The sequence below is a fragment of the Thiofaba sp. EF100 genome (assembly GCF_039822285.1).
Lineage (GTDB): Bacteria > Pseudomonadota > Gammaproteobacteria > Halothiobacillales > Halothiobacillaceae > Thiofaba.
The window spans coordinates 582,263-600,746 of the sequence record NZ_JBAJEY010000001.1 but is presented as its reverse complement, the minus strand read 5'-3'; the positions used below and the strand labels follow the sequence as shown (position 1 = coordinate 600,746).

Here is an 18,484-nt window from a genome sequence, read left to right as displayed (position 1 = left end):
AGAGGGTGGAGACGATGGTCCTGCCCTCAATCCCCCTCTCCCCAACCCTCCCCCCCCTGAGGGGGGAGGGGGCATTAGCCACCCACCATCAGCCCGCATCCCACCCGACGGCCTTCACCGGCGAGGATATTGTAGATCCGGCAGGCGGCCGGGGTGCTGACGTATTCGAGGCCGATGCCATGGCGGGCGAAGAAGCGCATGACGGCGGGGCTCGGTACCTGCTGGCGTGGGCCGGTGCCAATGATGATCAGCTCGGGTTCGTCTTCCAGCAGCGGGGCGAGCAGGGCCTCGTCCAGGTTTGCGGCCGCCAGCGCGGTCCAGTCGAGCCGTTTCTCCGGGGTGAGGATCAGGCTGCGTTCGATGCGCTCGCCGTTGATGGTGACGTGGGCCTCCCCGTAGTTCTGGATGATGAAGCGCTGGTCGGTGAAGTTGAGGTGCAGTTTCACGCTGATCTCTCCAAGGATGGCCCGGGCAGGCCGCATTGACAGCCCTTGAGGGTAAACCTAATGTTGCCTGTTTTCCTGCCCTGCACCAACATCTCGAGCGCGCCATGACCACCCCACTGCTCAATCCGATCCGCAAGTCCTCCAAGCTCGCGAATGTCTGCTACGACATTCGCGGCCCGGTCATGGAGCGCGCCAAGCAGATGGAGGAGGAGGGGCACCGGATCATCAAGCTGAACATCGGCAATCCGGCCACGTTCGGCTTCGAGGTGCCCGAGGAGATCATGCAGGACGTGATCCTCAACCTTGGCGGGGCCTCGGGCTATTCCGACTCGCGCGGGCTGTTCGCTGCGCGCAAGGCGGTGATGCACTACACCCAGACCAAGGGCATCCGCGGGGTGCAGATCGATGACATCTACATCGGTAACGGGGTGTCCGAGCTGATCGTGATGGCCATGCAGGCCTTGCTGGACGATGGCGACGAGGTGCTGGTGCCTTCGCCGGACTATCCGCTGTGGACGGCAGCGGTGGCACTGGCCGGGGGCGCGCCGCGCCATTATGTGTGCGACGAGCAGGCGGGCTGGCTGCCGGACCTTGATGACATCCGCGCCAAGATCACCCCGCGCACCCGCGCCATCGTGCTCATCAACCCGAACAACCCCACCGGCGCGGTCTACCCGGTCGAGCTGTTGCAGGGGATCGTGGAGATTGCCCGCCAGCATCAGCTGATCGTCTATGCCGATGAGATCTACGACAAGGTGCTCTACGACGAGGTGGAGCACACCTCCATCGCCTCGCTGGCCGATGATGTGCTGTTCATCACCTTCAACGGCCTGTCGAAGAACTACCGCGCCGCGGGCTACCGGGCGGGCTGGCTGGTGGTCTCGGGCGACAAGCGCCACGCGCGGGACTACATCGAGGGTCTGACCATGCTCGCCTCGATGCGCCTGTGCTCCAACGTCCCGGCGCAGTTTGCCATCCAGACCGCGCTGGGGGGCTACCAGAGCATCAACGACCTGGTCGCGCCCGGTGGCCGCCTGCGGCGTCAGCGTGACCTTGCGCACGAGATGCTGGAGGCGATCCCTGGGGTGAGCTGCGTCAAGCCGCAGGGGGCGATGTACCTGTTCCCGCGCCTCGACCCCAAGATGTACCCGATCCAGGACGACCGCCAGTTCATCCTCGAGCTGCTGGAGCAGGAGCGGGTGCTGGTGGTGCAGGGGAGCGGTTTCAACTGGGCCGATACCGACCACTTCCGCGTCGTCTTCCTGCCGAACATGGATGACCTGGGCGAGGCGCTGGGTCGCATCACCCGCTTCCTCGACCAGTATCGCCGGCGTTACACCCACGTGCTGGGCTGAGGCCGGGTTCTTGGGGCAATCTGGGTTAAAATCCTGCGCATCGCTTTTCACAGAGAACAACCATGAAGCCAGTGAAGGTCGGCCTGCTTGGGCTGGGCACGGTGGGAGGCGGCACGGTCAATGTGCTGCGCCGCAACCAGGATGAGATCTCGCGCCGCGCCGGGCGGGGCATCGAGGTGGTCGCCGCCTCGGCCCGCCGGATCGACGCGCCGCGCATCTGCGACACCACCGGCATCCGCCTGACCACCGATCCCTTCGCCGTGGTCAATGACCCGGAGGTGGAGGTCGTCTGCGAGCTGATGGGGGGTGTAGAGCCTGCCCGCGAGCTGGTGCTGCGTGCCATTGAGCTTGGCAAGCACGTGGTCACCGCCAACAAGATGCTGATCGCCCTGCATGGCAATGAGATCTTCCGTGCCGCCCAGGATCGGGGGGTGATGGTGGCGTTCGAGGCCGCGGTCGCCGGCGGCATCCCGGTCATCAAGGCCATCCGCGAAGGTCTGGCGGGCAACCGCATCGAATGGCTCGCCGGCATCATCAACGGCACCGGCAACTTCATCCTCACCGAGATGCGCGACAAGGGCCGCGAGTTCGACGACGTGCTCGCCGAGGCCCAGCGCCTGGGCTATGCCGAGGCCGATCCGACCTTCGATGTGGAAGGCATCGACGCCGCGCACAAGCTGACCATCCTTGCCTCCATCGCCTTTGGCATCCCGCTCCAGTTCGACAAGGCGGTGACCGAGGGCATCACCCGCATCACCCGTGAGGATGTCAGCTACGCCGAGGCACTTGGCTACCGCATCAAGCACCTTGGCATTGCCCGCCGCACCGCGCAGGGGGTCGAGCTGCGCGTGCACCCGACCCTCATCCCTGAGCGCCGCCTGATCGCCAACGTCGATGGGGTGAAGAACGCTGTGCTGGTGATGAGCGACGCGGTGGGCCCGACGCTGTACTACGGCGCGGGCGCGGGCGCCGACCCCACCGCCTCGGCGGTGGTAGCGGACCTCGTGGACGTGGTGCGCACCATGACCGCCGACCCCGAGAACCGCGTGCCGCACCTGGCCTTCCAGCCCGACGCCCTGCGTGATCTGCCGATCCTGCCGATGAGCGAGGTCGAAACCGCCTACTACCTGCGCCTGACTGCGGAGGACAAACCCGGCGTGCTGGCGGATGTGACCCGCATCCTCGCCGACCAGGACATCAGCATCGAGGCCATCCTGCAGAAAGAGGCCCCGGAGGACGAAACGGACATCCCGGTCATCATCCTCACCCACCGGGTGAAGGAAGGCCGCATGAACGAGGCTATTGCCCGCATCGAGGCGTTGCCCGCCATCAAGCGGCCGGTGGCGCGGATCCGGGTCGAGAGCCTCGGTTGAGGTCGCGCATTTTTCCCCTCTCCCTTGAGGGGAGAGGGGTAGAGGAGAGGGTGATGCTTCGTTGAAAATCCATCCCCCTCTCCCTGACCCTCCCCCCAGGGGGGGAGGGGATACCACATCCTATCCGTCCCCCTTTGAGTCACCACCATGCCATTCCGCAACCGCTACACCGGCCTGATCGACCGCTACCGTGACCGCCTGCCGGTGTCCGATGACACCCGCATCATCTCCCTCGGCGAGGGCAACACCCCCCTCATCCGCCTGCACAACATCCCCAAGCTGTTGGGCAAGCAGGTGGACATCTACGTCAAGTACGAGGGTCTGAACCCCACCGGTTCGTTCAAGGACCGCGGCATGACCATGGCGGTCACCAAGGCGGTGGAGGAGGGCTCCAAGGCCATCATCTGCGCCTCCACCGGCAACACCTCCGCGGCGGCCGCGGCCTATGCTGCGCGTGCGGGCATCACCGCCTTCGTGCTGATCCCGGACGGCAAGATCGCCATGGGCAAGCTCGCTCAGGCGATGATGTACGGTGCCATCACCCTGCAGATCAAGGGCAACTTCGATGACGGCATGCGCCTGGTCAAGGAAGTGGCGGGTGAGGCCCCGGTGACCATCGTCAACTCGGTCAACCCCTACCGCCTGCAGGGCCAGAAAACGGCGGCCTTCGAGATCATCGAGGAGCTGGGGCGCGCCCCGGACTACCACTGCCTGCCGGTGGGCAATGCGGGCAACATCACCGCGCATTGGATCGGCTATTGCGAGTACTCCTCCGCCTCCGGTGAGCACGTCACCGAGGCCTGTGCCTACTGCAACGGCAAGTGCGCCTACGCGGGTGGCGCCATCGTCGGCAACCGGCCGAAGATGGTCGGCTACCAGGCCGCCGGCTCCGCGCCCTTCCTGCGCGGCCACATGGTCGATCATCCGGAGACCATCGCCACTGCCATCCGCATCGGCCATCCGCAGTCCTGGGACCGCGCCTGGAACGTGATGGAGGAGTCTGGCGGCTGGTTCGCGGAGGTCACCGACGCGGAGATCCTCGCCGCGCAGAAGATGCTGACCCAGTACGAGGGTGTGTTCTGTGAGCCCGCCTCGGCCGCCTCGCTGGCGGGCGCCATCAAGGACATCCAGAGCGGCAAGATCCCGGAGGGCTCAAGCCTCGTGCTGACCCTGACCGGCAACGGCCTGAAGGATCCGGACACGGCGATTGCCCAGTGCCAGGGCAAGGCCACGCTGCTGACCATCGACGCGACCCTGGACCAGGTCAAGCGCGCGATCCTTGACAACATGCGTTGACGAAAAAGGGGCAGGGATGCCCCTGAGCAGAGCCTGAACGCTTGAGGCCCGCATCTGCGGGCCTCAAGCGTTTGGGAGCGCGTTTTCTGTTCAGCGCATATTGCGCTTCATCTCGCTGATCAGGTCGATCTCGAGGTGCTCAAGGGCACGCAGGCGGCTGTCCGCGGCATTGCCAAGCCACTGGATGATCTCGGCCCGCTTCTTGGCGAAGTAGTCGAGGATGAAGCGCTCGGACATCAGCATGTACTCGATGGCCTTCTTCGGATCGACCTGGATGAAGGGGTTGCGAGCGACCTGCTTGGCGGCGGCCTCCTGCTGTTCACAGAAGGCATTGAGCAGGAAGAACAGGTTGAGGCGGGATTGGCGCAGGTTCTGCTGGGTGGCGGCGGAGTTCACATACAGGCTGGCGTCGACCATGGCATCCAGCCAGCGGGTCAGCTGGCTCTCGGCCATGACCCATTCCTCGCTCATGATGCGCTGGTGCAGGTCGCTGATGCGGTGCTTGAGGTTCTCCTCATGCTTCTTCGCACCCCAGGGCAGCAGGCGGGAGAAGAGGGAGGTGGGACGCTTGAGCTGTTCCTCCAGCGCGTTCAGCTCTTCCAGCAGATCCTTTTTCTTGAGGTCGGAGTCGTTGATCTGGCGGCGCTTGTCGTTCATGTCAGCGGCCGCCACCTCGAGCTGGAGGGCGTGATACTCGCCGAGGGTGGCGTCGATCTTGCCGGAGAAGTGCTTGAGGCGCTCGAGGGCCTCACGCAGCCGGGCTTCGAAACGGCCCGGGTTGTTGGCCAGGCATTCGCTGATCACGAGCTCGGCCTTGGCCATGCGCGCGCGCTCGGCATGGACATCGGTGACGATCTCCCGCAGGCCATGCATGGTCTGCGACATGGCGTAGTTGGTCATCTTGCCGGCGCGCCACTTCTCCAAGGCAGGGGTGGTGTCGGCGATCTTCTGCCGCAGGCGGGCAATGGCGATGTCCGCCTCGTAGCCGCGCGCCTTGTCCAGCGCCTGGGCGGCCTGGTTGCCGAACTGCTGTTCCAGCGCCTGCTGCTCGCGCAGTTCGTGCACGTTCAGATCGAAGGCGAGCTTTTCCAGCACTCCGCGCAGGGGCTGGGGGGAGTTGCGGATCAGTTCGGCGGGGATGGTTTCGGGAAGGGTCTCGAGCGGCAGGCTTGCCACCTTGTCCACCGGCATGCTGCGCACCATGGAGACGAACTGGTCGACGGTCAGGCGCTGGCTCATCCTTCCTTCCTTTGCTGGGTTTTCAGATTACCCTGCAAAAGTAGGACGAATGGAAGGACAATTCAAGTGACGCTTGAAAGGGCGGTGTGCGGCCCCGGCGGGGCCGCATGGTAGGAGCGGGTCAGGCCTGGAAGCGGCGGAAGACGAGGCTGGCGTTGGTGCCGCCGAAGCCGAAGCTGTTGGAGAGAATGGTATCCAGCTTGGCGTTGTCGATGCGCTCCTGAGCGATGTTTACACCGTGCGCTCCCGGATCAAGGGTCTCGATGTTAGCCGAGGCGGCGATGAAGCCATGCTCCATCATCAAGAGCGAGTAGATGGCCTCGTGCACGCCGGCGGCACCCAGGGCATGACCCGAGAGGGACTTGGTGGAGGTGACCACCGGCATGTAGTCGGTGAACACCGCCTTCATGGCCTCCAGCTCGCGGATGTCGCCGACCGGGGTGCTGGTGCCGTGGGTGTTGATGTAGTCGATCGGCGTGTCGACGGTGGCGAGGGCCTGCTGCATGCAGCGGATGGCGCCCTCGCCGGAGGGCTGCACCATGTCGTAGCCATCCGAGGTGGCGCCGTAGCCGACCAGCTCGCCGTAGATCTTCGCGCCGCGGGCCAGGGCGTGCTCCAGCTCTTCCAGCACCACCATGCCGCCGCCGCCAGAGATGACGAAGCCGTCGCGGAACTCGTCATACGGACGGGAGGCGGTGTGCGGGGTGTCGTTGTACTTGGAGGAGGTCGCGCCCATGGCGTCGAACATGGCCGACTGCACCCAGTGCAGCTCCTCGCCACCGCCGGCGAACACCACGTCCTGCTTGCCGAGCTGGATCAGCTCCATGGCGTTGCCGATGCAGTGTGCCGAGGTGGCACAGGCCGAGCTGATGGTGTAGTTCACGCCCTTGATGCCGAACGGGGTGGCAAGGCAGGCGGAGGTGGTCGAGCTCATGGTGCGGGTGACCATGTACGGGCCCACGCGCTTGATGCCGCGGCTCCTGGCGATCTCGGCGGTCTCGACGATGTTGGCGGTGGAGGAACCGCCGGAGCCGACGATCAGGCCGGTGCGGACATTGGAGATCTGGTCATCGCTCAGGCCCGAATCCGCGGCGGCCTCGGCCATGGCGAGGTAGCTGTAGGCCGCAGCCTGGCCCATGAAGCGGAAGAGCTTGCGGTCGATCAGCTCCTCGGGGTTCAGCTTGAGCGTGCCGGCAACCTGCGAGCGGAAGCCGAGGTCAGCGTACTCCTGCATGAACTCGATGCCCGAGCGGCCTTCGCGCAGGCTCTGGAGGACTTCTTGCTTGTTGTTGCCCAGGCTGGAAACGATGCCCATTCCGGTGACGACGACGCGGCGCATAAGTCTAACCCTCAGAATCCGCTAGTGGAGGTAAACAGCCCGACACGCAGGTCGGTGGCGTGGTAGATCTCGCGCCCATCGACCAGCATGACGGCATCGGCGATGCCCATCACCAGCTTGCGGTTGATGGTGCGCTTCATGTTCACCTTATAGGTGATCAGCTTGGCCTCCGGCAGGACCTGGCCGGTGAACTTCACCTCGCCCACGCCGAGGGCGCGGCCATGACCCTTGCCGCCGATCCAGCCGAGGTAGAAACCGACCAGCTGCCACATGGCATCGAGCCCCAGGCAGCCGGGCATCACGGGATCCCCATCGAAATGGCACTGGAAGAACCAGAGGTCCGGCTTGACGTCCAGCTCGGCGATGAGCTCACCCTTGCCGAAGGCTCCGCCGTCTTCGTTGATCTGCATGATGCGGTCGAACATCAGCATTGGCGGCAGGGGGAGTTGAGCGTTGCCGGGGCCGAACATCTCACCGCGGCCGCACTGGATCAGCTCATCGTAGGAGTAGGAGGATTTCTTCATGTCCCTCTCGCAGGGGTGCGTGCATAAAAATGTGAATGGTATGACAAAACCCGCCCGAAGGGCAGGGAAGATGGACTATTCGGCTTCGCCGAAGCGTCCGCTGACCAGTGCGCCAAGGGCTTCGAGGGCCTGCTCGGCGTCCGGGCCTTCGGCCTGGATGACGATTTCGGTGCCCTGTGGGGCGGCCAGCATCATCAGGCCCATGATGCTCTTGCCATTGGCCGTGAGCTCGCCGCGCCGCACGCTGATGTGGCTGGTGAAGGTCGCAGCCAGGCTGGCGAAGCGGGCGGCAGCGCGGGCATGCATCCCGCGCTTGTTGACGATCCCGACGGTGCAGTTTCTGACCATCAGGCCATGCCACGCGCGTCGAAGATCCCCTCGCGCCCGCCGCTCAGGGCCTTCTGCACCAGCTCTTCGAGCGGCAGATCGGCGTAGTTCAGTGCGCGGATCAGCATCGGCAGGTTGATGCCGGAGATCACCCGCACCGCATGCTCGTTGTCGCCCAAGCGGTGGGCGATGTTGCTCGGGGTCGAGCCATACATGTCCGTCAGCACCAGCGCACCGGCGCCCTGGTCGATTTCCGCCAGCAGGCGCCGGGCTCGCGCCAGCAGGTCGACGGGGTCATCGTCTTGCAGGACATCCAGGCTGCGCACCTGCGGCGGGCGTCGGTTCAGCATGTCGGTGGCGGTCTCGAGCAGCTGCTGGCCGAGATGGTTGTGGGCGATGATCAGCACGCCAGCGCGTTTTCTTTGCTCGGTCCCTTCCGATGTCCCTGTCGGAAGCCCGTTCGGGGTCGGCCTTTGGCTCATGGGTCAACTCAATTCGCGGTGCCGGATGGCGAGGGAAGGATAGTGTTTGCGCAGGCGTTCGGCCAGACGTTCCACCATGAACACCGAACGGTGCTGGCCGCCGGTGCAGCCGAGCGAGACGCACAGGAACTGCCGCTGCTCGCGCTCGAACATGGGCAGCCAGGCCAGCAGGGTCTGCTCGAGCTGATCGAGCATGGCATGGACTTCGGGCAGATCACCGAGGAAGGCGGCCACCTCGGCATCGCGCCCGGTCAATGGGCGCAGGCGAGGGTCCCAGTGGGGGTTGGGCAGGCAGCGCATGTCGAAGATGAAGTCGCTATCGGTGGGGGCGCCGTGCTTGAAGCCGAAGGATTGCAGCAGGAGTGAAAGCCCGCGCTGCTCCTGCTCCAGCAGGCGGGCGCGCAGCAGGGCGCGCAACTGGTGGATGTTGCTGCGTGAGGTGTCGATGATCAGGTCGGCCGCCTCGCGCAGCGGGGCGAGCAGTTCCGCTTCCGCCAGTAAGGCTTCGTCCAGCGGCAGGCCTTCGCGCCCCAGCGGGTGCAGGCGCCGGGTTTCGCTGAAGCGGCGCAGCAACACCTTGTGCTCGGCGTGCAGGAACAGCAGTTGGATCTTCAGTTCCGGGTGCCCTTCGCGCAGCCGCGCCAACTGCTGGTGCAGGTGGCGCAGTTCGCTGACCCCGCCGCGGACGTCGATGCCGATGGCGGCGCGCTCCTGGGGGGCCATCGCCTGCTCCGGATCCAGACTGAGGGGTTGCAGCAGGGCAGTGTCGACGAAGGCCGGCAGCAGGGCGAGGGGGAGGTTGTCGACACAGTAGTAGCCGGCATCCTCGAGGGTGTGCAGGGCGATGGTCTTGCCCGAGCCGGAGAGGCCGCTGACGATGACCAGCTTCACAAAGGTTCCTTGCCGAGGTGTTTTCCGAGGCGGCGGGAGAGTTCGTGCGCGGCATTATAGCCGATGCCGTCCCCGGTGCCGCATGCCTGTAGACGGGCCGCCGTCTCCACCAGCAGGGCGAGGTTGCGACCACCGCGTACCGTCAGAGGAAGCTCGGGGAGGGTGGCATCGCCCAGGCGGTAGTCGCGCCAGGCCCCTGCGAGGCGATCTTCAGGGCGGGATGGCGCGTCCTCCAGCCGGATGATGAGGTCGAGCGGATGCTCAGCGCAGACGGCCTGTTCGCCAAACAGGCGCCGGACGTTGAGGATGCCGAGCCCGCGCACCTCGAGGAAGTCCTGCAGGGGAAAGGGGCAGCGGCCCAGCCAGCGGCCATCGGCTGCGGGGAGGAAGATGGGGGCGTCATCCGCGACCAGGGCGTGGCCGCGGCTGATCAGGTCGAGGGCGAGTTCGCTCTTGCCGATGCCCGCTGAGCCTAAGATCAGCACGCCGAGGGAGGTGGCGGATGCCCCTGATGCGTCGGGTTCTCGATGGCCATACCCCGAAAGGGCTTCCGGCATGGATGCCGGGGGAAACAACGAGGAAGGCCCAACGCATCGGGGCGTGTCCCCAGGGGGCGGCACCCGCAGGGCGAGAAAGACGCCATGCAGGCTGAGGATGCCTGCGGCTGAGGCCGACTCCGGGGCAGGGTCAGGGGGGTCCGTGCTCATGTTCTTGCTGCGTGCCACTGCCGGAAGCGTCCTCCACGCTGGCTACTTTGCGGGTCAGCAGGCTGAAGGCAATCTCGCTGTTCTGCGCCTGGCGGATGGCGGTGCAGAATTCGGGGTCACTGAAGCGGCGGGCGAGCTGGCCGAGGATGGCCAGGTGGGCCTCTTCCCCGCCTTCGGGGACGAGGATGGCGAAGATCAGGCTCACCGGGACGCCATCCGGGCTATCGAAGTCGATCCCGTTCTCAAGGCGCATGAAGGCGCCCACCGGGGCCTTGAGGGCGGGCAGTTTGCCGTGCGGGATGGCGATGCCGCGGCCGACGCCGGTGCTGCCGAGCCGTTCGCGGGCCAGCAGGGTATCGAAGATGGCCCACGCTTCGAGCCCTTCCTGGGCGCCGGCGACGATCTGGCTGACGAGCTCAAGCGCGCGCTTCTTGCTCGAGCATTCCTGGTCGAGCTTGACCCGCTCGGGGGTGAGGATGTCGGCAATGGTCAGGGTCTTCATCAGCAGAGACGCTTGCGCTCGTTGGAGGGGGGGATGCCGAGGGACTCGCGGTATTTGGCGACGGTCCGACGGGCGACGTTGATGCCTTCGGCCTCCAGCAGCTGGGTGAGACGACTGTCGCTCAGCGGCTTGTTGGCCGGTTCCTCCGCCACCAGCTGCTTGATCCGGGCGCGGATGGCGGTGGAGGAGGCCTCTCCGCCATCCGCGGTGCCCACGTGGCTGGAGAAGAAGTGCTTGAACTCCACCACGCCGCGCGGGGTGTGCATGTACTTGTTGGTGGTGACGCGGGAGATGGTCGACTCGTGCAGTCCCAACTCCTCGGCGATCTCGCGCAGCACCAGGGGGCGCATGGCGGCCTCGCCGTGCTCGAAGAAATCCTGCTGGCGGCGCACGATGGCCTCGGCCACCGCGAGCAGCGTTTCATTGCGGCTCTGCACGCTCTTGATGAACCAGCGCGCCTCCTGCAGGGCGTTGCGCATGTAGTTCATGTCCTCACCGCGGCGGCCGCGCTGGATGAGGCCGGCGTACAGGTTGTTGATGCGAAGTTTGGGGGTGACCTCGGGGTTGAGTTCGACCCGCCACTGCCCTTGGATGCGGCGCACGATCACGTCCGGGATCACGTATTCGACGTCCTGACTGCGCAGTTCGGCGCCGGGGCGTGGGTTGAGTCCCTGCAAGACCTGCAGGGCCGCCTTGAGGGCCTCGGCGTCGATCTTCAGCAGGCGCTGCAGGCGGACGTAGTCGCGGCTAGCCAAAAGGTCGAGGTGTTCGAGCAGGCGCGCGGCATCGCTGTGGGCCGGGGTGGGGGCCTCGACCTGTCGCAGCTGGATCGCGAGGCATTCGCCGAGGTCGCGCGCCGCGACGCCGGGCGGGTCGAACTGCTGGACGAGGTGGAGCATGGCCTGCGCCTCGTCCAGCTCGACATCCGGCAGGTCCCGACGCAGGCCCTCGACGATGCTCTCCAGGGGCTGCTCGAGGAAGCCGTCCTCGTCCACGGATTCGATGATGGCGGTGGCAATCTGTTGGTCGCGCGGTGAGAGGGGGGTGAGCAGCATCTGCGAGAGCAGGTGGTCGTGCAGGCTTTCCTGCCCGCTGCTGGTGTAGCTGAGGAAGTCGCGCTCCTCGTCCTCCGCGCTGCCCTTGCTGTAGCTGGTGCTGCCGTCGGCTTCGAAGATGTCATCCCAGCGGCTGTCGAGGGGCAGCTCCTCGGGCATTTCCTGGCGCGGGGCCTCGAGGTCGAGGGTGGTGTCTGCCTCGTCCAGGCGGGTGGTGGGCAGGGCCTCATGGGCTTCGATGGCAGCCGGCTCGGTCTCCTCGCCGCTCTCGTCTTCGATCTCCAGCATGGGGTTGGCCTCGATGGCCTGCTGGATCTCGGTCTGCAGTTCGAGGCTGGAGAGCTGGAGTAGCCGGATGGACTGCTGCAGCTGGGGGGTCATCGCAAGCGATAGCCCCTGTCTGAGCTCGAGTCCGGCCTTCATGCCTGCATCAATGGGATGGTCATCATGGCGTCATTCTAGCGCGAAGCGTTGGCGGGGTATGCAGTCTGAGCGTCATGCTCACAGGCTGAACTGTTCGCCAAGGTAGACCTCGCGCACGCGCGGGTCGGCGAGGATGGCCTCCGGCGTGCCCTCGGCCAGCACCCCCCCGGCATGCATGATGGTGGCGTGGCTGCAGATGCGCAGGGTCTCGCGCACGTTGTGATCGGTGATCAGCACGCCGATGCCGCGTTCGGCGAGGTGGCGGATCAGGCGCTGGATGTCCAGCACGCTGATCGGGTCCACCCCGGCGAAGGGCTCGTCGAGCAGCAGGAAACGCGGCTCGGCGGCCAGGGCACGGGCGATCTCGACCCGCCGCCGTTCGCCGCCGGACAGGCTCAGGCCGAGGCTGTGGCGCACGTGGCTGATGTGCAGCTCTTCGAGCAGTTGGTTGCAGATCGTCTGCCGATCCGAGGCGCGGCGTAGATCCGCTCGCAGTTCGAGCACGGCGAGGAGGTTGTCCTCCACGGAGAGCTTGCGGAAGACGGAGGGCTCTTGCGGCAGGTAGCCGACGCCGAGGCGGGCGCGGGTGTGCATTGGCAGGGAGGAAATATCCTGGTCGTCGAGCAGGATCTTCCCGCCATCCGGCTTCACCAGGCCGGTGATCATGTAGAAGCTGGTGGTCTTGCCCGCGCCGTTCGGTCCCAGCAGGCCGACGATCTCGCCGGTGCGTACCTCGAGCGTCATGGCGTGCACCACGGTGCGCGCGCCGTAGCGCTTGTTCAGCCCCTCGGCGCGGAGGGTGTGGCCGGGAGTGCTCACGGTTTCTTGCCCTCGCCGGCACTGCGCGGCTGCAGGGTCATGCGCACGCGGTCGCTGCCGCCGGCACCGGCGTCCACCACTTCGTTCTTGAGGTGGTAGACGATGCGCTCGCTGGCGAGGGTGTCGCCGGCCCGCTCGATCCGCGCCTGGCCGCTCAGGGTGATGATCTCGTCGAGGGCCTGGTAATCCATCCTCCGGGCTTCGCCGCGGATGGGCTGGCCCGCATCGTCGCGGTCCTGGTAGATCACGGGACGCCCTTCGAGGATGGCGCGGTCGAACTGGCCGTCGCGCAGGTGGATGGTGGCCTTGTCAGCCGTCAGCGTGAGCTGGCCCTGGGTGATGATGACACGCCCCTCGTAGGTGGCCTCGCCGCCCTTGTAGTCGGTGTGCTTGCGGTCGGCCTCGATCGAAAGCGGCAGCTTGCGGTCGGCGGAGGCCGCGTGGGCCTGGGGCGTGAGCCACAGCGGGGCGAGGAGCAGGGTGGCGAGGAGGATCTTAACGACGGGGCGGTTCATGGCGATCATGCACGCGGCCTTCCTGCAGGAGCAGTTGTTGAGTGAAATCGGCGGAAAAGGCCGCTGCCTGGCTTTGCCAGTGCAAACCTTCCGCCGTCATGGGTTGTTGACTTGCGGCGGTGCGCGCGACGAGGTCGAGGGCCACGTCGCGCGCTTGCAGCCGCAGGGCATCGGCGGGTGGGACCTGCTCGCGGTCGAAGGTCACGGCTCCCTCGAGCCACGCGTGCCTGCGGTCGTCGTCGAGGCGGGCCTGCTCGGCGCGGAGATGCCACATCCCCTGCTCGCCCTCCCCGGGGTGGACGAGCAGTTCGGCCTCGCTCAGCAGGTAGGCACCGCTCTCCGCCCGGTGTTCCAGGTGGGTGCCGAGGGCCTCGTAGGCGATGCGCCCCTCACGGTCGAACAGCCAGGCGTGTGGCTGGGTGAAGCTGTGGTCAGCGCCATGCAGGCGCGGTGTGGCTGTGGGCAAGGGGCGCTGCAGGGCGCCGTTGGCCAGGACGGCCAGTAAGGCGGCCCCGCCAAGCAGGCTCCAGAACAGTGCCTCTTGCCGGAATCTCATGCCAGGTAGCGCGCCAGCAGGGCATCCAGCCTGCCCTGGGCCTCGAGGATCAGATCGCACAGGTCACGTACTGCGCCCTGGCCGCCGCCATGCTCGGCAATCCAGTGGCAGTGACGTTTCACGATGCCGGGGGCGTCCTGCACGGTGGTGGCGAGGCCGACCCGGCTTAAGACCGGCAGGTCGATCACATCGTCGCCCATGTAGGCGACCTGTTCGTGCGCAAGGTCCAGGCGCTCGATCAGGGCAAGATAGGTGGCGCGTTTGTCGTGCTGGCCCTGGAAGACGTGCGGGATGCCAAGGTTGTGCATCCGGTGCGCGACCGCGGGCGAGCTTCGCGCGGTGATGACGCCGACCTCGATCCCCGCCTCCATCAACAGCTTGAGGCCGTGTCCGTCGCGGGAGTGGAAGGCCTTGATCTCCTCGCCGTCGGCATTGAAGATCAGGCGACCGTCGGTGAGCACCCCGTCCACGTCGAACAGGGCCAGGCGAATCTTGCGGGCGCGGGCGAGGATGTCCTGCATCAGGCCACCCCGGCGCGCAACAGGTCGTGCATGTTGAGCGCACCCACCGGCCGGCGGTCCTCGTCGACCACGATCAGGGCGTTGATCTTGTGCCGCTCCATCAGGCCGAGGGCCTCGGCTGCCAATATCCCCGCCGGGCAGGTCTTGCCGCCCGGGGTGTAGAGCTCATCGATGCGTGCGCCGCGCAGGTCGATGTCGGCATGATCCAGGGCGCGGCGCAGGTCGCCATCGGTGAACACCCCGGCAAGCCGCCCATCCGCACCCACCACGGCGGTGATGCCGAGCCCCTTGTGGGTGATCTCGACCAGCGCATCGCGCAAGGGGGCACCCAGGGAGACCTTGGGCAGACGCTCGCCGCTGTGCATGATGTCGCGCACGTGCAAAAGCAGGCGGCGGCCCAGGGCGCCCCCCGGATGGGAGAGGGCGAAGTCCTCCGCGGTGAAGCCGCGCGTCTCCAGCAGGGCCACCGCCAGGGCATCGCCCATGGCGAGGGCGGCGGTGGTGCTGGCGGTGGGGGCGAGGCCGAGCGGACAGGCCTCCTTGTCGACTCCGACATCGATGTGCACCTCGGCCTCGCGCGCCAGGGTGGACTGCGGGCGGCCGGTCAGGGCGATCAGCGGCACCCCCAGGCGCTTGATGATCGGCAGGATGGCGAGGATCTCCGGGGTCTCGCCGGAGTTGGACAGGGCCAGCACCACGTCCTGGCGGGTGATCATGCCCAGATCGCCATGGCTGGCCTCGCCTGGGTGGACGAAGAACGCGGGGGAGCCGGTGCTGGCCAGGGTGGCGGCGATCTTGCCGCCGATGTGCCCCGACTTGCCCATGCCGGTGACGACCACCCGACCTTGGCAGGCGAGCATCAGCTCGCAGGCGCGCACGAAGGCCTGATCCAGCCGCGCGGTCAGGCGGACGAGGGCGGCGGCCTCGGTGTCGAGCACGGCGCGGGCCAGGCCGAGCAGGCGGTCGGGATGCATGGGGTGGGTGTCTTGGGTTGAGGGAGTCAGGAACAAAAGTATACCGAAGCCGAGGGCATGACCTGAAGGCAGGTATTGATACAATGCTCCCCATGGAAGAAGTGGACGTACCAACATTCGAACCCGAAGCTGCCCGCGCCAGCGAGCTCGGCTGGGATGCGGCGCGTGCGCGGCAGCGCGAGGCTGCCGCGCGCCTTGGGCTCGAGGTCAGCTTTCGCGACCGGGTCGAGGGGTTCGAGGGGCCGCTGCTTGCCCTCGTACCGTCCGGTTACTTCTTCATGGGGGCGCCCCCCGAGGAGTACGCCCGCCAGGCGTGGGAAGGGCCGCAGCACAAGGTCACCGTGCTGCACGACTTCGCCCTCATGCGCCATGCCGTGACGATCGGGGAGTACGCGCGTTTCTACCAGGAAACCGGCCACCCTCGTCCGCGCCGCTACAGCTGGACCGATCCAGATCTGCCGGCCTTCAATGTCAGCTTCCAGGATGCCCAGGCCTATGCCGAGTGGCTGTCGCAGCGGACCGGCCAGCGCTATCGCCTGCCGACCGAGGCCGAATGGGAGTACGCCGCGCGGGCGGACACCACCACGGCGTTTGCCTTCGGCGACAAGATCCACCGCAGCGAGGTCAACTGCGCCGGCGGGCTGCATTGCACCCGTGGGTTCTACCTCTGTGGCCCCAGACGTCCGGTGCCGGTCGGCAGCCTGCCGGCGAACGCCTGGGGTCTGCATGAGATGCACGGCAATATGCAGGAGTTCGTGCTTGATCACTGGCGCGAGGCCTACAGCGGTGTGCCGCGCCTGGCGCACGAGGCCTGGACCGGTAGCACCACCCGTCTGCGCGTGGTGCGCGGCGGCTCGTGGTTCGATGCGCCCGGCATGTGCCGCAGCGCCGCGCGCTGGTTCCGTGAGCTGGGCGAGTTCGATCTCAACCTCGGCTTCCGTCTGCTGCGCGAACTGGAACCCTCGGCATGATCCGGCTTGGGGGTTTTGACTGGCGCCATGCCGCCTGGCAGGGCGGGTTCTATCCCGAAGATCTGCCGGAAGACTGGCGGCTGACCTTCTACGCCAACGAATTCGATGCCCTCGGCCTTGCGGCGGAGGCGTGGCTTGCGCCCTCCCTGGAGGAGCTTGCCGGCTGGGTGAAGGATACACGTGAGGGCTTTCGCCTCTATCCCGAACTGCCCGCCCGGCGGGTGCCGGACCTCGAGGCGCGCCTGAAGGCCCTGGGCCCGCGCCTGGGCGCCACCCTGGCCGGGGAGGGGTGCCCGCCCGAGATCATCGCGCTCGCCGGGCGTTTCGCCCCGGTATGGGCGCAAGCCGCGATGGAGGGCCTGCCGCCGGTGGCCCACGACTTCGTCGAGGCGTTGGAGCCTGGCCGTGCCCCGCTGGTCGTGCTCGAGTCCTCGCGCGTCGACCTGCGCGCCGCGCGCAGGGTCATGGAGGTGCTGGGGCCGCGCGATGGCGTTATTTTGCTGCGCGATGCCGGCACGGCGCTCGAATCGCTGCAGGGGCTGCGCACCCTGCGCGACCTCTTGGGATGGCAGTGAGCATGGGCAGCGATAATCTGATCGAGGTCCGCAACCTCACCTTCCGGCGTGGCTCCAAGGTGATCTTCGATGACCTGAGCCTGACGATCCCGCGTGGCAGCGTGGCGGCCATCATGGGGCCGAGCGGCACCGGCAAGACCACCCTGCTCAAGCTGATCGGCGGCCAGCTGCGCCCGGATGCCGGCGAGGTCTGGGTGGACGGGGTCAACGTGCACAAGCTGCGCCACGCCGAGCTGTTCGAGCTGCGCAAGCGCATGGGCATGCTCTTCCAGCATGGTGCACTCTTGACCGATCTGTCGGTGTTCGAGAACGTCGCTTTCCCGCTGCGCGAGCACACCCGTCTGCCGGAGTCGATGATCCGCGATCTGGTGCTGATGAAGCTCAATGCGGTGGGGCTGCGTGGTGCGCGTGATCTGATGCCCGCCGAGCTGTCCGGCGGCATGGCGCGCCGGGTGGCCCTGGCGCGGGCGATTGCCATGGACCCCTGTCTTGTGATGTACGACGAGCCCTTCACCGGCCAGGACCCGATCACCCTCGGTGTGCTGGTGCGGCTGATCCGCAGTTTGAATGACGCCCTCGGCCTGACCAGTATCCTCGTCTCGCACGACGTGGCCGAGGCCACCTCGATCGCCGACCAGGTCTACGTGCTGGCGGACGGCAAGGTGGTGGCCTCGGGCAGCCCGGCGCAGGTGCATGCGAGCGAATCCCCCTGGGTACGCCAGTTCATGCAGGGGTTGCCGGACGGCCCGGTGCCGTTCCAGTACCCGGCCCCGCCACTGGAGGAAGATTTCCTGGTTCGGGGGAGGGTCGCATGATCCGTGGATTCGCCCTGCTGGGCCGGCGCGCACAGGATGCCCTGGCGCGGCTCGGTCGCCTGCATCTGTTTTTGCTTGCCCTGCTGCCGGCCCTGCCGGCGGGGCTGCTGCGCCCGCGCCTGGTGGTCGACCAGCTGTTCGCCATCGGCGTGCTGTCCATGCAGATCATCCTGGTCTCCGGCTTGTTCGTCGGCCTGGTGCTGGGGCTGCAGGGCTACAACATCCTCACCACCTTCGGCTCGGCGGAGTCGCTCGGCGTGGTGGTGGCGCTAAGCCTCGTGCGCGAGCTCGGGCCGGTCATCACCGCCCTGCTGTTCGCGGGCCGCGCCGGCTCGGCCATCACCGCCGAGATCGGCCTGATGAAATCCACCGAGCAGCTCGCCGGGATGGAAATGATGGCGGTCGACCCGCTCAAGCGTGTGGTCGCGCCGCGTTTTCTGGCTGGTTTCCTGGCCATGCCCCTGCTCGCCGCGCTGTTCTCGGCCATCGGCGTGTTGGGTGGGTATTTCATCGGCGTCGGCCTGCTCGGGGTGGATGCCGGGGCCTACTGGTCGCAGATCGAGTCGCGTGTCGATTTTCACGAGGACATCGTCAACGGCGTGATCAAGAGCCTGGTGTTCGGCATCGTGGCGATCTGGATCGCGGTGTTCGAAGGCTTCGACTGCGTGCCGACACCCGACGGTGTCAGCCGCGCCACTACCCGCACCGTGGTCAATACCTCGCTCGCGGTGCTGGGGCTCGATTTCATCATGACCGCGTTGATGTTCAACGTGTGAGGG

Annotated in this window: 22 protein-coding genes; 7 read left to right on the top strand and 15 right to left on the bottom strand. The window is 66.8% G+C overall.

From position 1 onward, the window contains the following. Nucleotides 1-74: 74 nt before the first annotated feature. A complete protein-coding gene (locus tag V6D91_RS02935) occupies nucleotides 75-446 on the bottom strand; it encodes an Mth938-like domain-containing protein (RefSeq protein ID WP_347317684.1) in 372 nt (123 codons plus the stop codon). A 104-nt stretch (nucleotides 447-550) separates the two neighbouring features. Between V6D91_RS02935 and V6D91_RS02930 the strand changes: the two genes are divergently transcribed. From V6D91_RS02930 to thrC, 3 genes are all read left to right on the top strand, one after another. Next, nucleotides 551-1,801, top strand: a complete 1,251-nt coding sequence (locus V6D91_RS02930) for a pyridoxal phosphate-dependent aminotransferase (RefSeq protein ID WP_347317683.1) — start codon at nucleotides 551-553, stop codon at nucleotides 1,799-1,801. Nucleotides 1,802-1,863: 62 nt separating this feature from the next. Beyond that, nucleotides 1,864-3,174 (top strand): homoserine dehydrogenase, encoded by a 1,311-nt coding sequence (locus V6D91_RS02925; protein WP_347317682.1) that lies wholly within the window; start codon nucleotides 1,864-1,866, stop codon nucleotides 3,172-3,174. Nucleotides 3,175-3,321: 147 nt separating this feature from the next. Beyond that, on the top strand, nucleotides 3,322-4,470 hold the full coding sequence (gene thrC, locus V6D91_RS02920; protein ID WP_347317681.1) for a threonine synthase: 1,149 nt from the start codon (nucleotides 3,322-3,324) through the stop codon (nucleotides 4,468-4,470). A 90-nt stretch (nucleotides 4,471-4,560) separates the two neighbouring features. Here the strand turns inward: thrC and V6D91_RS02915 are convergent, their stop codons facing one another. The 14 genes from V6D91_RS02915 to V6D91_RS02850 form a co-directional block, all read right to left on the bottom strand. After that, entirely contained in the window at nucleotides 4,561-5,709 is a 1,149-nt protein-coding gene (locus tag V6D91_RS02915) for a hypothetical protein (RefSeq protein ID WP_347317680.1), read from the bottom strand. Nucleotides 5,710-5,830: 121 nt separating this feature from the next. Next, nucleotides 5,831-7,048: a beta-ketoacyl-ACP synthase I gene (fabB, locus tag V6D91_RS02910; RefSeq protein ID WP_347317679.1), complete on the bottom strand. Its 1,218-nt coding sequence runs from the start codon at nucleotides 7,046-7,048 to the stop codon at nucleotides 5,831-5,833. Nucleotides 7,049-7,059: 11 nt separating this feature from the next. After that, nucleotides 7,060-7,572 (bottom strand): 3-hydroxyacyl-[acyl-carrier-protein] dehydratase FabA, encoded by a 513-nt coding sequence (gene fabA / locus V6D91_RS02905; RefSeq protein ID WP_347317678.1) that lies wholly within the window; start codon nucleotides 7,570-7,572, stop codon nucleotides 7,060-7,062. A 75-nt stretch (nucleotides 7,573-7,647) separates the two neighbouring features. Continuing rightward, nucleotides 7,648-7,920 (bottom strand): HPr family phosphocarrier protein, encoded by a 273-nt coding sequence (locus V6D91_RS02900; protein WP_347317677.1) that lies wholly within the window; start codon nucleotides 7,918-7,920, stop codon nucleotides 7,648-7,650. Continuing rightward, the gene (locus tag V6D91_RS02895) at nucleotides 7,920-8,306 is read right to left on the bottom strand and encodes a PTS fructose transporter subunit IIA (protein WP_347317676.1); all 387 of its coding nucleotides are present in this window, start codon (nucleotides 8,304-8,306) and stop codon (nucleotides 7,920-7,922) included. The genes V6D91_RS02900 and V6D91_RS02895 overlap by 1 nt, the downstream gene beginning before the upstream one ends. Nucleotides 8,307-8,384: 78 nt before the next feature. Next, nucleotides 8,385-9,272, bottom strand: a complete 888-nt coding sequence (gene rapZ, locus V6D91_RS02890; RefSeq protein WP_347317675.1) for an RNase adapter RapZ — start codon at nucleotides 9,270-9,272, stop codon at nucleotides 8,385-8,387. Further along, the gene (locus V6D91_RS02885) at nucleotides 9,269-9,829 is read right to left on the bottom strand and encodes an HPr kinase/phosphorylase (RefSeq protein WP_347317674.1); all 561 of its coding nucleotides are present in this window, start codon (nucleotides 9,827-9,829) and stop codon (nucleotides 9,269-9,271) included. Before V6D91_RS02885 ends, rapZ begins: the two co-directional genes overlap by 4 nt. Nucleotides 9,830-9,959: 130 nt before the next feature. After that, nucleotides 9,960-10,481: a PTS sugar transporter subunit IIA gene (locus V6D91_RS02880; RefSeq protein WP_347317673.1), complete on the bottom strand. Its 522-nt coding sequence runs from the start codon at nucleotides 10,479-10,481 to the stop codon at nucleotides 9,960-9,962. Then, nucleotides 10,481-11,959, bottom strand: coding sequence for an RNA polymerase factor sigma-54 (locus V6D91_RS02875; RefSeq protein ID WP_347317672.1), 1,479 nt, complete (start codon nucleotides 11,957-11,959; stop codon nucleotides 10,481-10,483). The genes V6D91_RS02880 and V6D91_RS02875 overlap by 1 nt, the downstream gene beginning before the upstream one ends. A gap of 78 nt (nucleotides 11,960-12,037) precedes the next feature. Beyond that, entirely contained in the window at nucleotides 12,038-12,778 is a 741-nt protein-coding gene (lptB, locus tag V6D91_RS02870) for an LPS export ABC transporter ATP-binding protein (RefSeq protein ID WP_347317671.1), read from the bottom strand. Continuing rightward, nucleotides 12,775-13,293, bottom strand: a complete 519-nt coding sequence (gene lptA, locus V6D91_RS02865; protein WP_347317670.1) for a lipopolysaccharide transport periplasmic protein LptA — start codon at nucleotides 13,291-13,293, stop codon at nucleotides 12,775-12,777. Before lptA ends, lptB begins: the two co-directional genes overlap by 4 nt. Beyond that, nucleotides 13,274-13,849 (bottom strand): LPS export ABC transporter periplasmic protein LptC, encoded by a 576-nt coding sequence (gene lptC / locus V6D91_RS02860; RefSeq protein ID WP_347317669.1) that lies wholly within the window; start codon nucleotides 13,847-13,849, stop codon nucleotides 13,274-13,276. Before lptC ends, lptA begins: the two co-directional genes overlap by 20 nt. Beyond that, nucleotides 13,846-14,373 (bottom strand): HAD-IIIA family hydrolase, encoded by a 528-nt coding sequence (locus V6D91_RS02855; protein WP_347318102.1) that lies wholly within the window; start codon nucleotides 14,371-14,373, stop codon nucleotides 13,846-13,848. Before V6D91_RS02855 ends, lptC begins: the two co-directional genes overlap by 4 nt. Continuing rightward, nucleotides 14,370-15,344 carry a KpsF/GutQ family sugar-phosphate isomerase gene (locus tag V6D91_RS02850; protein WP_347317668.1) on the bottom strand — a complete coding sequence of 325 codons (975 nt, stop codon included), beginning with the start codon at nucleotides 15,342-15,344 and terminating at the stop codon, nucleotides 14,370-14,372. Before V6D91_RS02850 ends, V6D91_RS02855 begins: the two co-directional genes overlap by 4 nt. A gap of 92 nt (nucleotides 15,345-15,436) precedes the next feature. On the opposite strand from V6D91_RS02850, the gene V6D91_RS02845 reads away from it, so the two are divergent. Genes V6D91_RS02845 through mlaE form a run of 4 tightly spaced genes read left to right on the top strand, consistent with a single transcriptional unit; the run spans nucleotide 15,437 to nucleotide 18,481 of the window. After that, on the top strand, nucleotides 15,437-16,315 hold the full coding sequence (locus V6D91_RS02845; RefSeq protein WP_347317667.1) for a formylglycine-generating enzyme family protein: 879 nt from the start codon (nucleotides 15,437-15,439) through the stop codon (nucleotides 16,313-16,315). Further along, a complete protein-coding gene (locus tag V6D91_RS02840) occupies nucleotides 16,312-16,890 on the top strand; it encodes a hypothetical protein (protein WP_347317666.1) in 579 nt (192 codons plus the stop codon). Before V6D91_RS02845 ends, V6D91_RS02840 begins: the two co-directional genes overlap by 4 nt. Before the next feature lie 2 nt (nucleotides 16,891-16,892). Beyond that, on the top strand, nucleotides 16,893-17,705 hold the full coding sequence (locus V6D91_RS02835; RefSeq protein WP_347317665.1) for an ABC transporter ATP-binding protein: 813 nt from the start codon (nucleotides 16,893-16,895) through the stop codon (nucleotides 17,703-17,705). Continuing rightward, nucleotides 17,702-18,481, top strand: a complete 780-nt coding sequence (gene mlaE / locus V6D91_RS02830; protein WP_347317664.1) for a lipid asymmetry maintenance ABC transporter permease subunit MlaE — start codon at nucleotides 17,702-17,704, stop codon at nucleotides 18,479-18,481. The genes V6D91_RS02835 and mlaE overlap by 4 nt, the downstream gene beginning before the upstream one ends. Nucleotides 18,482-18,484 lie beyond the last annotated feature (3 nt).

What these genes read in the sequence shown, in the direction of transcription:
- V6D91_RS02930 (WP_347317683.1), top strand. Translation starts at nt 551, where the DNA reads ATGACCACCCCACTGCTCAATCCGATCCGCAAGTCCTCCAAGCTCGCG.
- V6D91_RS02925 (WP_347317682.1), top strand. Translation starts at nt 1,864, where the DNA reads ATGAAGCCAGTGAAGGTCGGCCTGCTTGGGCTGGGCACGGTGGGAGGC.
- thrC (WP_347317681.1), top strand. Translation starts at nt 3,322, where the DNA reads ATGCCATTCCGCAACCGCTACACCGGCCTGATCGACCGCTACCGTGAC.
- V6D91_RS02915 (WP_347317680.1), bottom strand. Translation starts at nt 5,709, where the DNA reads ATGAGCCAGCGCCTGACCGTCGACCAGTTCGTCTCCATGGTGCGCAGC.
- fabB (WP_347317679.1), bottom strand. Translation starts at nt 7,048, where the DNA reads ATGCGCCGCGTCGTCGTCACCGGAATGGGCATCGTTTCCAGCCTGGGC.
- fabA (WP_347317678.1), bottom strand. Translation starts at nt 7,572, where the DNA reads ATGAAGAAATCCTCCTACTCCTACGATGAGCTGATCCAGTGCGGCCGC.
- V6D91_RS02900 (WP_347317677.1), bottom strand. Translation starts at nt 7,920, where the DNA reads ATGGTCAGAAACTGCACCGTCGGGATCGTCAACAAGCGCGGGATGCAT.
- V6D91_RS02885 (WP_347317674.1), bottom strand. Translation starts at nt 9,829, where the DNA reads ATGCCGGAAGCCCTTTCGGGGTATGGCCATCGAGAACCCGACGCATCA.
- V6D91_RS02880 (WP_347317673.1), bottom strand. Translation starts at nt 10,481, where the DNA reads ATGAAGACCCTGACCATTGCCGACATCCTCACCCCCGAGCGGGTCAAG.
- V6D91_RS02875 (WP_347317672.1), bottom strand. Translation starts at nt 11,959, where the DNA reads ATGAAGGCCGGACTCGAGCTCAGACAGGGGCTATCGCTTGCGATGACC.
- lptA (WP_347317670.1), bottom strand. Translation starts at nt 13,293, where the DNA reads ATGAACCGCCCCGTCGTTAAGATCCTCCTCGCCACCCTGCTCCTCGCC.
- lptC (WP_347317669.1), bottom strand. Translation starts at nt 13,849, where the DNA reads ATGAGATTCCGGCAAGAGGCACTGTTCTGGAGCCTGCTTGGCGGGGCC.
- V6D91_RS02850 (WP_347317668.1), bottom strand. Translation starts at nt 15,344, where the DNA reads ATGCATCCCGACCGCCTGCTCGGCCTGGCCCGCGCCGTGCTCGACACC.
- V6D91_RS02845 (WP_347317667.1), top strand. Translation starts at nt 15,437, where the DNA reads ATGGAAGAAGTGGACGTACCAACATTCGAACCCGAAGCTGCCCGCGCC.
- V6D91_RS02840 (WP_347317666.1), top strand. Translation starts at nt 16,312, where the DNA reads ATGATCCGGCTTGGGGGTTTTGACTGGCGCCATGCCGCCTGGCAGGGC.
- V6D91_RS02835 (WP_347317665.1), top strand. Translation starts at nt 16,893, where the DNA reads ATGGGCAGCGATAATCTGATCGAGGTCCGCAACCTCACCTTCCGGCGT.
- mlaE (WP_347317664.1), top strand. Translation starts at nt 17,702, where the DNA reads ATGATCCGTGGATTCGCCCTGCTGGGCCGGCGCGCACAGGATGCCCTG.